Raw genomic sequence first — 15,061 nt, 5'->3', positions numbered from 1 at the left:
CGTGTCGTCCTGGTGCTGGCCGGGCGGCGGATCCCGCCTCGTCCAGGATGGATGGCGCGGGGTTTCATCAGAAAAAGGAATCAGGCTTCTCATGGGTGAACTGGCCAAAGAAATCCTCCCGGTCAATATCGAAGACGAGCTGAAACAGTCCTACCTCGATTACGCGATGAGCGTGATCGTCGGTCGCGCCCTGCCGGACGCGCGTGACGGGTTGAAGCCGGTCCACCGTCGCGTCCTCTTTGCCATGAGCGAGCTGGGCAACGACTGGAACAAGCCCTACAAGAAGTCGGCCCGTGTGGTCGGCGACGTGATCGGTAAGTACCACCCCCACGGTGATACCGCCGTGTACGACACCATCGTGCGCATGGCCCAGCCTTTCTCACTGCGCTACATGCTGGTGGACGGCCAGGGCAACTTCGGTTCGGTGGACGGCGATAACGCGGCCGCCATGCGTTACACCGAAGTGCGCATGGCCAAGCTGGCCCACGAGCTGCTGGCCGACCTGGACAAGGAAACCGTGGACTGGGTGCCCAACTACGACGGCACCGAGCAGATCCCGGCGGTCATGCCCACCAAGATCCCGAACCTGCTGGTCAACGGTTCCAGCGGTATCGCCGTGGGCATGGCGACCAACATCCCGCCCCACAACCTGGGCGAGGTCATCGACGGCTGCCTGGCGCTGATGGAGAACCCGGAGCTCTCCGTCGACGATCTGATGAAGTACATCCCGGGTCCCGACTTCCCCACCGCCGGCATCATCAACGGCCGTGCCGGGATCATCGAGGCCTACCGCACCGGTCGTGGCCGTATCTACATCCGTGCCCGCGCCGAGATCGAGGACATGGAGAAGGGTGGCGGTCGCCAGCAGATCGTCGTCACCGAGCTGCCTTACCAGCTGAACAAGGCGCGTCTGATCGAGAAGATCGCCGAGCTGGTCAAGGAGAAGAAGATCGAGGGCATCACCGAGCTGCGTGACGAGTCCGACAAGGACGGCATGCGCGTGGTGATCGAGCTGCGTCGTGGCGAAGTGGGCGAGGTGGTGCTGAACAACCTCTACGCCCAGACCCAGATGCAGAGCGTCTTCGGCATCAACGCCGTGGCGCTGGTGGATGGCCAGCCGCGCACGATGAACCTCAAGGACATGCTCGAGGTCTTCATCCGTCACCGCCGTGAAGTGGTGACCCGCCGTACCGTCTACGAGCTGCGCAAGGCGCGTGAGCGTGGGCACATCCTCGAAGGCCAGGCTGTTGCGCTGTCCAACATCGATCCGGTGATCGAGTTGATCAAGGCCTCGCCGACCCCGGCCGAAGCCAAGGAACGCCTGATCGCCACCGCCTGGGAATCCAGCGCCGTGGAAGCCATGGTCGAGCGTGCCGGTGCCGATGCCTGCCGCCCCGAGGACCTGGAGCCGCAATACGGCCTGCGCGATGGCAAGTACTACCTGTCCCCCGAGCAGGCCCAGGCCATTCTCGAGCTGCGCCTGCACCGCCTGACCGGCCTGGAGCACGAGAAGCTCCTGTCCGAGTACCAGGAAATCCTCAACCTGATCGGCGAGCTGATCCGCATCCTCACCAACCCCGAGCGCCTGATGGAAGTCATCCGCGAAGAGCTGGAGAAGGTGAAGGCCGAGTTCGGCGATGCCCGTCGCACCCAGATCGTTGCCTCCCAGGTCGACCTGACCATCGCTGACCTGATCACCGAGGAAGAGCGCGTCGTCACCATTTCCCATGGCGGCTACGCGAAGTCCCAGCCGCTGGCCGTCTACCAGGCCCAGCGCCGTGGCGGCAAGGGCAAGTCCGCCACGGGCGTGAAGGACGAGGACTACATCGAGCACCTGCTGGTCGCCAACAGCCATGCGACCCTGCTGCTGTTCTCCAGCAAGGGCAAGGTTTACTGGCTGCGCACCTTCGAGATTCCCGAGGCGTCCCGTACTGCGCGTGGTCGCCCGCTGGTGAACCTGCTGCCGCTGGATGAAGGCGAGCGAATCACCGCGATGCTCCAGATCGACCTGGAAGCGCTGCAGCAGAGCGGCAGCGACGAGGACCTGGACGAAGCCGATGGCGTGGTGATCGAGGGCGAAGTGGTCGAGCCGGAAGCCGCCAGTGAAGGCGCTGACGATGGCGAGACCGAGCTGGCCAACGACGAGCCCACCGGCGCCTACATCTTCATGGCCACCGCATTCGGCACCGTGAAGAAGACCCCGCTGGTGCAATTCAGTCGTCCGCGCAGTGCGGGTCTGATCGCGCTGAAGCTGGAAGAGGGTGACACCCTGATCGCTGCGGCCATTACCGACGGCGCCAAGGAAGTCATGCTGTTCTCCGATGGTGGCAAGGTCATCCGCTTCAAGGAAAAACTCGTGCGCATCATGGGTCGCAATGCCCGTGGCGTGCGCGGCATGCGCCTGCCGGAAGGCCAGCGCCTGATCTCCATGCTGATCCCGGAAGCCAATGCGCAGATCCTGACCGCCTCCGAGCGCGGGTACGGCAAGCGCACTCGTCTGGGTGAGTTCCCCCGCCGTGGGCGTGGTGGCCAGGGCGTCATCGCCATGGTTTCCAACGAGCGCAACGGCAAGCTGGTCGGCGCCATCCAGGTGCAGGACGGCGAGGAAATCATGCTGATCTCCGACCAGGGCACCCTGGTACGTACCCGCGTCGACGAAGTCTCCAGCTCCGGGCGTAACACCCAGGGCGTGACCCTGATCAAGCTCGCCAAGGATGAGACGCTGGTTGGGCTCGAGCGTGTCCAGGAGCCTTCCGACGATGGCGAGGATGACGTGATCGAAGGCCACGATGAAGAGGCTGTGGCCGCGGTTGAGGGCGTCGAGGGCGACGCCGAGCAGGTCGCTGACGAGTAAGTGTGGCAAGGGCGGGCCTTCGCCGGCCCGTCCGTTCGGTAGAAGAAAAACCTGCGAGGGCGCTTATGCCCTCGCGCTACCCAGTGAGAATGGATGTGAGCAAGCGAGCCTATAACTTCTGCGCCGGCCCCGCCGCGCTTCCGGACGCTGTACTGCAACGTGCCCAGGCCGAACTCCTCGATTGGCAGGGCAAGGGCCTGTCCGTGATGGAGATGAGCCATCGCAGCGATGACTACGTGGCCATTGCCGAGAAGGCCGAGCAGGATCTTCGCGACCTCCTGTCCATTCCCTCCAATTACAAGGTGCTGTTCCTCCAGGGCGGCGCCAGCCAGCAGTTCGCCGAGATTCCGCTGAACCTGCTGCCCGAGAACGGCGTGGCCGACTACGTCGAGACCGGCATCTGGTCGAAGAAGAGCATTGAAGAGGCCAGCCGCTTCGGTCGCGTCAACGTCGCGGCCAGCGCCAAGGGCTACGACTATTTCGCCATTCCTGGCCAGAACGAGTGGCAGCTGTCCAAGGATGCGGCCTACCTGCACTACGCCTCCAACGAAACCATCGGCGGTCTGCAGTTCGACTGGATCCCGGAGGTTGGCGACGTACCGCTGGTGGTGGACATGTCGTCCGACATTCTTTCCCGCCCGATGGACGTTTCCCGTTTCGGTCTGATCTACGCCGGCGCGCAGAAGAACATCGGTCCCAGCGGCCTGGTGGTGGTGATCGTGCGCGAGGACCTGCTGGGCCGTGCCCGTTCGTCCTGCCCGACCATGCTCAACTACAAGATCGCGGCCGATAACGGCTCCATGTACAACACGCCGGCGACTTTCTCCTGGTACCTCTCGGGCCTGGTGTTCGAGTGGTTGAAAGAGCAGGGTGGCGTCCAGGCCATGGAGGCACGCAACAAGGCCAAGAAGGACCTGCTCTACGGTTACATCGACAAGAGCGACTTCTACACCAACCCCATCGCGCACAATGCTCGCTCCTGGATGAACGTGCCGTTCCGCCTGGCTGACGAGCGCCTGGACAAGGACTTCCTCGCCGGCGCCGATGCCCGTGGCCTGCTCAACCTCAAGGGCCATCGCTCCGTAGGCGGCATGCGTGCCTCCATCTACAACGCCGTGGGCCTGGATGCGGTCGAGGCTCTGGTGGCCTACATGGCGGAGTTCGAGAAGGAGCGCGCGTGATGTCCGACCAGGAACTGAAGGCCCTGCGTCTGCGCATCGACAGCCTTGACGAGAAGATCCTCGAGCTGATCAGCGAGCGCGCCCGCTGCGCCCAGGATGTGGCGCGGGTGAAGATGGCGTCCCTGCCGGAGGGCGAGAAGCCGGTCTTCTACCGCCCCGAGCGCGAAGCCTGGGTGCTCAAGCACATCATGGAGCGCAACCAGGGGCCGCTGGACAACGAGGAAATGGCGCGGCTGTTCCGCGAGATCATGTCCTCCTGCCTGGCCCTGGAGCAGCCCCTCAAGGTGGCGTACCTGGGGCCGGAAGGCACCTTCACCCAGGCGGCTGCCCTCAAGCATTTCGGCCATGCGGTGATCAGCTCGCCGATGGCCGCCATCGACGAGGTGTTCCGCGAGGTGGCTGCAGGTGCAGTCAACTTCGGTGTCGTGCCGGTGGAGAACTCCACCGAGGGTGCGGTCAACCACACCCTGGACAGCTTCCTCGAGCACGACATGGTGATCTGCGGTGAAGTTGAGCTGCGCATCCACCATCACCTGCTGGTGGGGGAGAACACCAAGACCGACAACATCACCCGCATCTACTCCCACGCCCAGTCCCTGGCGCAGTGCCGCAAGTGGCTGGATGCTCATTACCCCAACGTCGAGCGCGTGGCGGTTTCGAGCAATGCCGATGCGGCCAAGCGGGTGAAGAGCGAGTGGAACTCCGCCGCCATCGCCGGCGACATGGCGGCCAGTCTCTACGGCCTGACCAAGCTGTGCGAGAAGATCGAGGACCGCCCGGACAATTCCACGCGTTTCCTCATCATCGGTAACCAGGAAGTGCCGCCCACCGGCGACGACAAGACCTCGGTCATCGTCTCCATGCGCAACAAGCCGGGGGCGCTCCACGAGCTGCTGGTGCCGTTCCACAACAACGGCATCGACCTGACCCGCATCGAGACCCGCCCGTCCCGCAGTGGCAAGTGGACCTACGTTTTCTTCATCGACTTCGTGGGCCACCATCGTGATCCGCTGATCAAGGACGTGCTGGAGAAGATCAACCAGGAGGCCGTGGCACTGAAGGTGCTCGGTTCCTATCCCAAAGCGGTTCTCTGAATCGACGGTCACAGGCCGCAAGCCTCTTGCTGAACAGATCCGGCGCGTGGCTTCCGGCTTGTGGTCCAAAGCTTGAGGCGTGCAGCTATGTCCTGTGACTTCCTTGCCCTTGCCCAGCCGGGCGTGCAGAAACTTTCACCCTATGTGCCCGGCAAGCCGGTGGATGAGTTGGCCCGTGAGCTCGACCTCGATCCGTCCGGCATCGTCAAGCTGGCCAGTAACGAGAATCCGCTCGGCCCGAGCCCCAAGGCTCTCGAGGCCATTCGTGCCGAGCTGGCCGAGCTGACCCGCTACCCCGATGGCAACGGCTTCGAGCTGAAGCGCCGCCTGGCCGAACGCTGCGGCGTCACGCCGGCCCAGGTGACCCTCGGCAATGGCTCCAACGACATTCTCGATCTCGTGGCCCGGGCATACCTGGCGCCTGGCTTGAATGCGGTGTTCAGCGAGTACGCTTTTGCCGTCTATCCCATCGCCACCCAGGCCGTGGGTGCTGTCGGCAAGGTGGTTCCGGCCCGGGATTTTGGTCATGACCTGCCGGCCATGCTGGCGGCCATCGACGCCAATACCCGCGTCGTCTTCATCGCTAACCCCAACAATCCCACCGGTACCTGGTTCGGCCCTGCCGCCCTGGAGAGCTTCCTTGCCCAGGTGCCGGAAAACGTTCTGGTGGTGTTGGACGAGGCCTATATCGAGTACGCCGAGGGCGACGAGTTGCCCGATGGTCTCGATTACCTGGCGCGCTACCCGAACCTGCTGGTCTCGCGGACGTTCTCCAAGGCCTATGGCCTGGCGTCCCTGCGGGTCGGCTACGGTCTTTCCAGCGCCCAGGTGGCCGATGTGCTGAACCGCGTGCGCCAGCCCTTCAACGTCAACAGCCTGGCCCTGGCTGCGGCCTGCGCAGCGCTGGACGATGCTGATTACCTTGCTGAAAGCCGCCGGATCAACGATGCCGGCATGCTTCAGTTGGAAGAGGGGTTCCGCGCCCTGGGTCTGACGTGGATTCCTTCCAAAGGCAACTTCATCGCTGTCGACTTCGGTCGTGACGCTGCCCCCATCAATGCCGCCTTGCTGCGCGAGGGTGTGATCCTTCGTCCGGTGGGTGGCTATGGCATGCCCACCTTCTTGCGTGTCTCCATCGGCCTGCCGGCGGAAAACGCCCGTTGCCTGGAGGCGCTGGCCAAGGTGCTCGCCCGTGCCTGATGTCATGACCCTGCAACGGGGTGGCCCTATCTTCGGGCGCCTGGTGGTGATTGGGCTCGGTCTCATTGGCGGGTCTTTCGCCAAGGGTTTGCGCGAGAAGGGTGTGTTCGCCGAGGTGGTGGGTGTGGACAAGGATCCGGAGTCCTGCCGCATCGCCGTCGAGACGGGGGTGGTGGATCGCTGCGAGAGCGATCTGGATGCCGCCTGTCGCGGGGCTGAGGTGATCCAGTTGGCGGTGCCGATACTGGCCATGGAGAAGCTGCTGGGGCAGTTGGCCGCGCTTGACCTTGGAAAGGCCGTGCTGACCGATGTGGGAAGTGCCAAGGGCAATGTGGTGCGCGCTGCACGCGTGGCGTTCGGCCAGATGCCGGCGCGTTTCGTCCCCTGTCACCCCATCGCGGGTTCGGAGAAGAGCGGGGTGGAAGCGGCCAACGCGGGTCTGTTCCGTCGTCACAAGGTGATCCTCACGCCGGCAGAGAATACCGACCCGGCAGCCCTGGAGCAGGTCGACCAGCTTTGGCGGGCCTTGGGTGCCGATGTCGAGCACATGGATGTCGAGCACCACGACGAGGTGCTCGCTGCGACCAGCCATCTGCCGCACCTGCTGGCGTTTGGCCTGGTCGATTCGCTCGGCAAGCGCAGCGAGAACCTGGAGATTTTCCGTTACGCCGCTGGTGGCTTCCGTGATTTCACGCGGATCGCCGGCAGTGATCCGGTGATGTGGCACGACATCTTCCTCGCCAATCGCGAGGCTGTGCTGCGGATCCTGGACGTATTTCGCGCCGACCTCGACGCGCTGCGCGCTGCGGTCGACGCTGGGGATGGGCATGAGTTGCTGGGCGTGTTCACCCGCGCCCGCTTCGCCCGCGAGCATTTCAGCAAAATCCTGGCCCGCAGGGCCTATGTGGACGCCATGCACAATAACGATCTGATCTACCTTGCCCAGCCCGGTGGCCAAATTTCCGGCCGTATTCGCGTTCCTGGCGACAAATCCATCTCCCATCGGTCGATCATGCTCGGCTCCCTGGCCGAAGGAACCACCGAGGTGGAAGGCTTCCTCGAAGGTGAGGACGCCCTGGCGACGCTGCAGACCTTCCGTGACATGGGCGTCGTCATCGAAGGCCCTCACCATGGTCGTGTGACCATCCATGGTGTTGGCCTCCATGGCCTCAAGCCGCCGCCTGGTCCCCTCTACCTGGGCAACTCTGGCACTTCCATGCGACTGCTCAGCGGTCTGCTGGCTGCCCAGCCGTTCGACACCACCTTGACCGGTGATGCCTCTCTCTCCAAGCGCCCGATGAATCGCGTGGCCAAGCCGCTCCGCGAAATGGGGGCGGTGATCGAAACCGGCCCTGAGGGGCGTCCGCCGCTGACCATCCGCGGTGGCCAGCGCCTGACCGGGATGAGCTACGACATGCCCATGGCCAGCGCCCAGGTGAAGTCCTGCCTGCTGCTTGCCGGCCTGTATGCCGCCGGGGAGACCGCCGTTACCGAGCCGGCTCCTACCCGTGATCACACCGAACGCATGCTCCAGGGCTTTGGCTACCCGGTGAAGGTGGAGGGCAATACCGCGAGCGTCGAGAGTGGTCACAAGCTCACGGCTTGCAAGATCGAGGTGCCTGCCGATATTTCCTCCGCTGCCTTCTTCCTGGTGGCGGCGAGCATCGCCGAAGGTTCCGAGCTGCTGCTCGAGCATGTCGGCATCAACCCGACCCGTACCGGGGTGATCGATATTCTCAAGCTGATGGGCGGCGACATCACCCTAGAGAACCAGCGTGTAGTAGGCGGCGAACCGGTTGCCGACATCCGCGTTCGGGCAGCCAAGCTCAAGGGCATTGATATCCCCGAAGACCTGGTGCCCCTGGCCATCGATGAGTTTCCGGTGCTCTTCGTCGCGGCTGCCTGCGCCGAGGGGCGTACCGTGCTACGTGGTGCGGAAGAGTTGCGGGTCAAGGAGTCCGACCGTATCCAGGTCATGGCCGATGGCCTGCAGACCCTGGGCGTGAAAGCGGAGCCGACCCCGGACGGCATCGTTATCGAAGGTGGCCCGATGGGCGGTGGTGAAGTCTGGGCGCATGGCGACCACCGTATCGCCATGTCCTTCACGGTGGCGTCGCTCCGCGCCGGGGCTCCGATCCGAATCCATGACTGCGCGAACGTGGCGACCTCCTTCCCGAACTTCCTGGGGTTGGCTTCGCAGGTCGGAATCCGCGTAGCGGAAGAGGGCAAGTGATGAGTGGCGTACCTGTGATAACCGTCGACGGACCGGGGGGATCCGGCAAAGGCACTCTGTGTGGCTTGCTGGCCAGGCGCCTGGGCTGGAACCTGCTCGATTCGGGCGCGCTCTACCGCCTCTTGGCATTTGCCGCGCGCAACCACGGTGTCGACCTCACCAATGAGGAAGCGCTGACGGTTCTGGCAGCTCATCTGGACGTGCAGTTCCTTTCCGCAGCGGATGGCAGTGAGCGCATCGTGCTCGAAGGCGAGGATGTGTCCAATGTGATCCGAACCGAGGTGGTAGGGGCGGGCGCTTCCCAGGTGGCTGCCTTGCCGGCGGTTCGCGATGCGCTACTGGAACGCCAGCGTGCGTTCCGTGAGTCTCCCGGCCTTGTTGCGGACGGGCGTGATATGGGAACCGTCGTATTTCCCGATGCGCCACTCAAGATATTCCTGACCGCAAGCGCCGAGGAGCGGGCGCGACGCCGTTATCTCCAGTTGAAGGGCAAAGGCGAGGATGTTAATCTGCCGAGTCTACTTGACGAGATAATCGCACGTGACGAGCGTGATACGCAGCGTGCGGTGGCTCCGCTTAAGCCGGCGCCCGATGCGATCCTGCTGGATTCCACCGATCTCTCGATCGAGCAGGTGCTGGAACGTATTCTCAGTGAGGTCGCAATTCGCGATCTCGCCGGGTAACCCAGAGAGGCATGCGGGAAGGCCAGTCTAAAGCCCCGCAAGACTCTTTTTATATGAACAAACCCACATTGTCTGGAGTGTGGCTTTGGGCGAATCCTCGCCCTTGATCAACAGGAATCAACATGAGCGAAAGCTTTGCAGAACTTTTTGAAGAAAGCCTGAAATCCCTCGACATGCAGCCCGGTGCGATCATCACCGGCATCGTGGTCGACATCGATGGTGACTGGGTCACTGTCCATGCCGGCCTGAAGTCCGAGGGTGTCATCCCGGTCGAGCAGTTCTACAACGAGCAGGGCGAGCTGACCATCAAGGTCGGTGACGAAGTGCACGTTGCGCTCGATGCTGTGGAAGACGGCTTCGGCGAAACCAAGCTGTCCCGCGAGAAAGCCAAGCGCGCCGAGTCTTGGATTGTTCTGGAAGCGGCTTTCGCTGCCGAAGAAGTGGTCAAGGGCGTTATCAACGGCAAGGTCAAAGGTGGTTTCACTGTCGACGTCAATGGCATCCGCGCATTCCTGCCCGGCTCCCTGGTCGACGTGCGTCCGGTGCGTGATACCACTCACCTGGAAGGCAAAGAGCTCGAGTTCAAGGTCATCAAGCTGGACCAGAAGCGCAACAACGTTGTCGTTTCCCGTCGCAGCGTCCTCGAAGCCGAGAACAGCGCCGAGCGCGAAGCGCTGCTGGAATCCTTGCAGGAAGGCCAGCAAGTCAAGGGCATCGTCAAGAACCTCACCGATTACGGTGCGTTCGTTGACCTGGGCGGCGTAGATGGCCTGCTGCACATCACCGACATGGCGTGGAAGCGCATCAAGCATCCGTCCGAGATCGTCAACGTTGGTGACGAGATCGACGTCAAGGTCCTGAAGTTCGACCGCGAGCGCAACCGCGTTTCCCTGGGTCTGAAGCAACTGGGCGAAGATCCGTGGGTTGCCATCAAGGCTCGTTACCCGGAAGGCACCCGCGTCATGGCTCGCGTCACCAACCTGACCGACTACGGCTGCTTTGCCGAGCTGGAAGAGGGCGTGGAAGGCCTGGTGCACGTGTCCGAGATGGATTGGACCAACAAGAACATCCACCCGTCCAAGGTCGTTCAGGTCGGCGACGAAGTGGAAGTTCAGGTCCTGGATATCGACGAAGAGCGTCGTCGTATTTCCCTGGGTATCAAGCAGTGCAAGTCCAACCCGTGGGAAGACTTCTCCAGTCGCTTCAACAAGGGCGACAAGATTTCCGGCACCATCAAGTCGATCACCGATTTCGGTATCTTCATCGGCCTGGAGGGTGGTATCGACGGTCTGGTTCATCTCTCCGACATCTCCTGGAACGAAGTGGGCGAAGAAGCCGTACGCCGCTTCAAGAAGGGCGACGAACTGGAAACCGTTATCCTCTCCGTTGATCCGGAGCGCGAGCGCATCTCTCTGGGCATCAAGCAGCTGGAAGACGATCCGTTCTCCAACTACGCATCCCTGAACGAGAAGGGCAGCATCGTGCGTGGCACCGTCAAGGAAGTTGACGCCAAAGGCGCTGTGATCTCCCTTGGCAACGATATCGAAGGCATCCTGAAAGCCTCCGAAATCAGCCGCGATCGCGTTGAAGATGCTCGCAACGTGCTGAAGGAAGGCGAAGAAGTCGAAGCCAAGATCATCAGCATCGACCGTAAGAGCCGCGTCATCAGCCTGTCCATCAAGTCGAAGGACGTGGACGACGAGAAAGACGCAATGAAGGAACTGCGTAAGCAGGAATCCGAAAGCACTGGTCCGACCACTATTGGTGATCTGATTCGTGCTCAGATGGAGAATCAGGGCTAAGTCCTGATTCCTTCATCGGAAAGGGCGGCCTGGGTCGCCCTTTTTGTTGTCTGAGTTTTACCCTCGGATGTTAGGGCTGTTCAAAGCTCCGTGGCCATGCTAAAACCGCGTAGAGCTGATCTAGCCGCTTGATATAGAAGGGAAAACCATGACCAAGTCGGAGTTGATCGAACGAATCGTTACCCACCAGGGCCAGCTTTCCTCGAAAGATGTGGAGCTTGCCATCAAGACTATGCTCGAGCAGATGTCCCAGGCACTGGCCACGGGGGATCGTATCGAGATACGTGGCTTCGGTAGTTTCTCTCTGCACTTCCGTGCACCTCGCACAGGACGCAACCCTAAGACTGGTGAGTCGGTTCGTTTGGATGGGAAGTTTGTGCCCCACTTCAAGCCAGGTAAGGAGTTGCGGGATCGGGTTAACGAGGAAGAGTAGATTTTAGCTTGAAGTAATTGAGCAGTGGGGCTGGCTGTGAGCGACCGTCTTGAACGCTTCCTGCTTGCGAGATAGTAGGAAGCAGACAGAATGTGGCTCTAGTTGCTTAGTTAGGGCAAGGCTACCTCTCTATTCTCTAGCGTAATAGTAGCTAAGCTAGTAACCGCACCTAGGGCTGAGTCCCTCTGATTTCGTTATCGTTCGGGGATTTACTTGTGCGGTACTCCTCGATTCTTCCTATGGGTATGCTCTCGGTGCTGACCGATACTGGCTTAAGTCGCAGATTTTCTTTCGATGGAGCAAATTTTCTAAATCTTAACCTATATACAGCTGAGCTCTTCGGTCGGACCGCAGCTTGGCTCCAACCTTCTCAGGAGAGGGTGTTGTAGATGCAGGTGTGAGGAGTTTTAAATATGCGATGTGAGTGGTAAGTCGACAGTTGGTGGGGCTTTGGTGTCAATTTATTTATCTAAACTGTAATAAAGGTATAAAAGAACTCAGCACGAACACTCCAGATTTAATTGTTAAATCTCGCTAATCGCTTATCTGTTTTTCTTTTTTAGGTGTATAAGACTAAAAGTGTTTCTGGTTTAATGTTTTAATTTTTATGGGTGGCTGAGGTTTAATGTATGGTCTTTTTTTTCGATCGTAGTGTGTTGCATGCAGGAGTTTCTTGGTGAAGCTCTTCATGATAACCAATTGCCCGGATTTGGCAGAGTTTGCTATTGCCAGTGGCGTGGATCGTATTTTTGTAGATACTGAGATTCTTGGTAAGGATGCGCGTCAAGGGCACCTTAACACTGTGATTAGCAGGCACACATTGGAAGATGTCCGTCGGATTAGGCCTGTAGTACCAAAGGGACGCTTGTTAGTTCGCGTCAACCCAGTTCATGAGGGAAGCAAGGTTGAGATTGATCTCGCGATTGAGGCGGGTGCCGATGTGCTCATGCTTCCAATGTTTCATTGCGCAGAAGAAGTTGAGCTATTTATAGCGGCAGTAGATGGGCGTGCACGCTGCAGTCTTCTCGTCGAGACGGTCTCTGCTGCTGCTAATTTGAAAGCGTGTGTCGAGGTGCCAGGTGTTGATGAGGTGCATATCGGTCTAAATGATCTTCATCTAGAGCTTGGACTCGATTTTATGTTTGAGCCTTTAGCCTGTGGAATGGTCGACAGTATGGCTACAATACTGCGCGATAGTGGTAAAAATTTTGGTATAGGTGGTATCGCTCGCGTAGGCGAGGGGTTGTTACCAGCAGAGCTATTACTCGCCGAGCATGTTCGTCTAGGGTCAAGCGCCGCTATTTTGTCTAGAACGTTTCACCGCCAAGCCTCGTCTGTTGCCGAAATTAAAAAGCAAATGGATTTTTCCGCCGAAATTAGCAAGCTTAAGAGCGCATATCAGAAAAGCAAAGGGTATGATTCGGACGTTTTGAAAGCTAAACATCAGGATGTTCAAGAGAAGGTAAAAATTATAGTTGAGTCGATAAAGGCCCATAGGTTGAAGTGATGGCGCAGGCGCAGCGAAACTTGCTTGGTGCTGGACTCTTCTTGGGACTGGCATTAATGAGTGGGCGACTTGCAGGTTTCGGTCGGGAAGTTTTAATCGCGTCTTCATTTGGCTTGTCCGCTGAGGCAGACATTGCAATTATTCTGCTTTCGATCCCTGATCTTCTTGTCAATCTCCTCTTGTCTGGAGGTATCAGTGTCGCGCTAGTTCCTGCATTGAGATCGGCAGACTCAGATAAAGCTGCGGCGCTCTTTCTCCAGGCTACCATTGTTGTGGGTGGTGGGTTCGCTGCACTAGCGGTGATATTCGCGGTGGCGCCGACTGTTTGGTTTTACTTACTTGCTCCAGGCGCGCTCAGTCCGTTGCGCTGGCTGGACAATTGGATGATCTATGCCATTGCGGCCGCTATTCCTCTAACTGCGATATCTGGTGTTAGCTCGGCGGCTTTGAATTCAAGAGACCGCTTTTTTGTGGCAGGCTGTGGCACGTTGATATTCAATCTCTGCATTATTGGTGGGCTTTTCTATGCGTTGGCTGTTGGCGAGCGGTATCTATCTTGGTTATGTGTCGGAATTTTACTTGGTGCTTTAGTTCGCTGGGTTGTTCAGCTTCTAGCACTTCGAGTCAGACTTCTGCCTAATAGGTGCGGAGCATCTTGTGGATGGGTTCTGGATCAAAAGTTATTGCTTGGCTTTTTCGCGGGACTTACTTCGGCCTCTCTACTGGTGATAGTGCCTCTACTCCTGCGAGCAGGGGCATCATGGCTTGGAGAGGGTGAGTTAGCAGCGTTTAATTATGCCATTAAACTGATCGAATTACCGCTTGGTATACTTATTACCACTCTTGCTACTGTGGCTTTTCCTAGATTAAGTGAGGCTCATGAACGACAGCATATCACTGCTTTCAACGAGATTTTGCGTGTCTCGTTACAGCGGTCAGTGCTACTGTCCATCGTTATCGTAATGTGTGGGCTTGCATTCATCGACGCTGCGATATCTATACTGTTCGGTGCTGGGCAGATAGGTATTGCCGATTTGCATCATATTACAACTCTCACGCAGGTCGCATTGCTAAGCGTACCGTTCGTTGGAATTTCAAGTCTCGCTGCGGCCGCTGTAAACGCGCAAAGGCGGCCCGGGCAGGTTCTACGCCGTACGGCTGCAGTCATGTTGCTCCTACCTTTGCTTTGTATTCCCGGTCTTTGGTTGAAGGAGCCTATTGTTCTGATGTTAGCTCTACCGATTTTTCATATGATGCTCGCTATTAATCTTGCGCGGGCTGCTGGAGAGTCTGTGCTTAAGGTAGGACTAGGGGAAACATACACTTTTCCGCTCGGAGTGTTAGTCGCTGTTGTTGTCTCAGTTGCAATATTGATAGATTTCATGTTTTTGAAACCTGCCGAGTCATGGTTGGTTGGACCGTTAGCAATCTGGCGCTTAGGGCTGGCGGGAATAGCATTCGGTATCAGTACTGTCGCGATACTCTACGTGATGCGATTACAAGAAAGAGTGATATGTAATGAAACGGACATTTGATTTTTTTTGCTCTCTTGTGGCGATCGTCATTCTCTTGCCCCTCATGATCGGAGTTGCAGCCGCTATTTACTTTTCTGACTTCGGCCCTGTGCTGTACAAACAGAAGCGTATTGGTCAGAGGGGGCATGAATTCTTTATCTATAAATTTCGCAGTATGGTAATAGATGCTGATAAGCTGGGGGGCTACTCCACAGCAGATAGTGACCCGCGTATCACCAAAGTGGGAAGGTTTATCAGGCGAACTAGCCTTGATGAACTTCCGCAATTGCTGAATGTGCTCTCAGGGTCAATGAGTATTGTGGGGCCACGACCAGATGTGCCTGCGCAGCGGTCGCTGTACACTGACGTGGAATGGGCTCTACGCCTCAGTGTCCGTCCGGGCATCACTGGTCTTGCTCAGGCAACGTTGCGTTCGGCGGCTACAGAGGCTCAGCGTAAAGAGTTGGATTTGCAATATGCTCGACAGGTCTCCCTGCTCAAGGATATTCAAATTATCTTGCTGACATTCAAACAAGTTTTTGGAAAGGGCGGCAACTGAA

11 protein-coding genes are annotated in these 15,061 nt (G+C 58.9%); all 11 read left to right on the top strand.

All coding sequences use genetic code 11. The features are described from left to right. Positions 1-91 precede the first annotated feature (91 nt). The 11 genes from gyrA (at position 92) to RTK35_RS14115 (ending at position 15,060) form a co-directional block, all read left to right on the top strand. Positions 92-2,854, top strand: a complete 2,763-nt coding sequence (gene gyrA, locus RTK35_RS14165; protein ID WP_142016053.1) for a DNA gyrase subunit A — start codon at positions 92-94, stop codon at positions 2,852-2,854. A 95-nt stretch (positions 2,855-2,949) separates the two neighbouring features. Further along, positions 2,950-4,035, top strand: a complete 1,086-nt coding sequence (serC, locus tag RTK35_RS14160) for a 3-phosphoserine/phosphohydroxythreonine transaminase (RefSeq protein WP_142016057.1) — start codon at positions 2,950-2,952, stop codon at positions 4,033-4,035. Continuing rightward, a complete protein-coding gene (pheA, locus tag RTK35_RS14155) occupies positions 4,035-5,129 on the top strand; it encodes a prephenate dehydratase (protein ID WP_069560944.1) in 1,095 nt (364 codons plus the stop codon). The genes serC and pheA overlap by 1 nt, the downstream gene beginning before the upstream one ends. A gap of 87 nt (positions 5,130-5,216) precedes the next feature. Continuing rightward, complete coding sequence (gene hisC / locus RTK35_RS14150) at positions 5,217-6,329, top strand: histidinol-phosphate transaminase (RefSeq protein WP_044408725.1); 1,113 nt, start codon at positions 5,217-5,219, stop codon at positions 6,327-6,329. 4 nt (positions 6,330-6,333) lie between these two features. Next, entirely contained in the window at positions 6,334-8,562 is a 2,229-nt protein-coding gene (locus tag RTK35_RS14145) for a bifunctional prephenate dehydrogenase/3-phosphoshikimate 1-carboxyvinyltransferase (RefSeq protein WP_316908524.1), read from the top strand. After that, positions 8,562-9,245, top strand: coding sequence for a (d)CMP kinase (cmk, locus tag RTK35_RS14140; RefSeq protein ID WP_082078265.1), 684 nt, complete (start codon positions 8,562-8,564; stop codon positions 9,243-9,245). Before RTK35_RS14145 ends, cmk begins: the two co-directional genes overlap by 1 nt. Before the next feature lie 122 nt (positions 9,246-9,367). Then, positions 9,368-11,047 carry a 30S ribosomal protein S1 gene (rpsA, locus tag RTK35_RS14135; protein WP_142016066.1) on the top strand — a complete coding sequence of 560 codons (1,680 nt, stop codon included), beginning with the start codon at positions 9,368-9,370 and terminating at the stop codon, positions 11,045-11,047. A gap of 148 nt (positions 11,048-11,195) precedes the next feature. Further along, positions 11,196-11,480 carry an integration host factor subunit beta gene (ihfB, locus tag RTK35_RS14130; RefSeq protein WP_021221182.1) on the top strand — a complete coding sequence of 95 codons (285 nt, stop codon included), beginning with the start codon at positions 11,196-11,198 and terminating at the stop codon, positions 11,478-11,480. Positions 11,481-12,156: 676 nt separating this feature from the next. Then, a complete protein-coding gene (locus tag RTK35_RS14125) occupies positions 12,157-12,987 on the top strand; it encodes an aldolase/citrate lyase family protein (protein WP_316908277.1) in 831 nt (276 codons plus the stop codon). Next, positions 12,987-14,522 (top strand): murein biosynthesis integral membrane protein MurJ, encoded by a 1,536-nt coding sequence (gene murJ / locus RTK35_RS14120; RefSeq protein WP_316908276.1) that lies wholly within the window; start codon positions 12,987-12,989, stop codon positions 14,520-14,522. Before RTK35_RS14125 ends, murJ begins: the two co-directional genes overlap by 1 nt. Next, on the top strand, positions 14,506-15,060 hold the full coding sequence (locus RTK35_RS14115) for a sugar transferase (RefSeq protein ID WP_316908275.1): 555 nt from the start codon (positions 14,506-14,508) through the stop codon (positions 15,058-15,060). The genes murJ and RTK35_RS14115 overlap by 17 nt, the downstream gene beginning before the upstream one ends. The last annotated feature ends 1 nt before the right edge of the window (position 15,061 follow it).

Source organism: Pseudomonas sp. zfem003 (assembly GCF_032621675.1).
GTDB lineage: Bacteria > Pseudomonadota > Gammaproteobacteria > Pseudomonadales > Pseudomonadaceae > Metapseudomonas > Metapseudomonas otitidis.
The sequence above is the reverse complement of the archived record's forward strand: the minus strand, read 5'-3'. Positions and strand labels throughout refer to the sequence as shown.

What these genes read in the sequence shown, in the direction of transcription:
- gyrA (WP_142016053.1), top strand. Translation starts at nt 92, where the DNA reads ATGGGTGAACTGGCCAAAGAAATCCTCCCGGTCAATATCGAAGACGAG.
- RTK35_RS14115 (WP_316908275.1), top strand. Translation starts at nt 14,506, where the DNA reads ATGAAACGGACATTTGATTTTTTTTGCTCTCTTGTGGCGATCGTCATT.
- RTK35_RS14145 (WP_316908524.1), top strand. Translation starts at nt 6,334, where the DNA reads ATGACCCTGCAACGGGGTGGCCCTATCTTCGGGCGCCTGGTGGTGATT.
- hisC (WP_044408725.1), top strand. Translation starts at nt 5,217, where the DNA reads ATGTCCTGTGACTTCCTTGCCCTTGCCCAGCCGGGCGTGCAGAAACTT.
- cmk (WP_082078265.1), top strand. Translation starts at nt 8,562, where the DNA reads ATGAGTGGCGTACCTGTGATAACCGTCGACGGACCGGGGGGATCCGGC.
- pheA (WP_069560944.1), top strand. Translation starts at nt 4,035, where the DNA reads ATGTCCGACCAGGAACTGAAGGCCCTGCGTCTGCGCATCGACAGCCTT.
- ihfB (WP_021221182.1), top strand. Translation starts at nt 11,196, where the DNA reads ATGACCAAGTCGGAGTTGATCGAACGAATCGTTACCCACCAGGGCCAG.
- rpsA (WP_142016066.1), top strand. Translation starts at nt 9,368, where the DNA reads ATGAGCGAAAGCTTTGCAGAACTTTTTGAAGAAAGCCTGAAATCCCTC.
- murJ (WP_316908276.1), top strand. Translation starts at nt 12,987, where the DNA reads ATGGCGCAGGCGCAGCGAAACTTGCTTGGTGCTGGACTCTTCTTGGGA.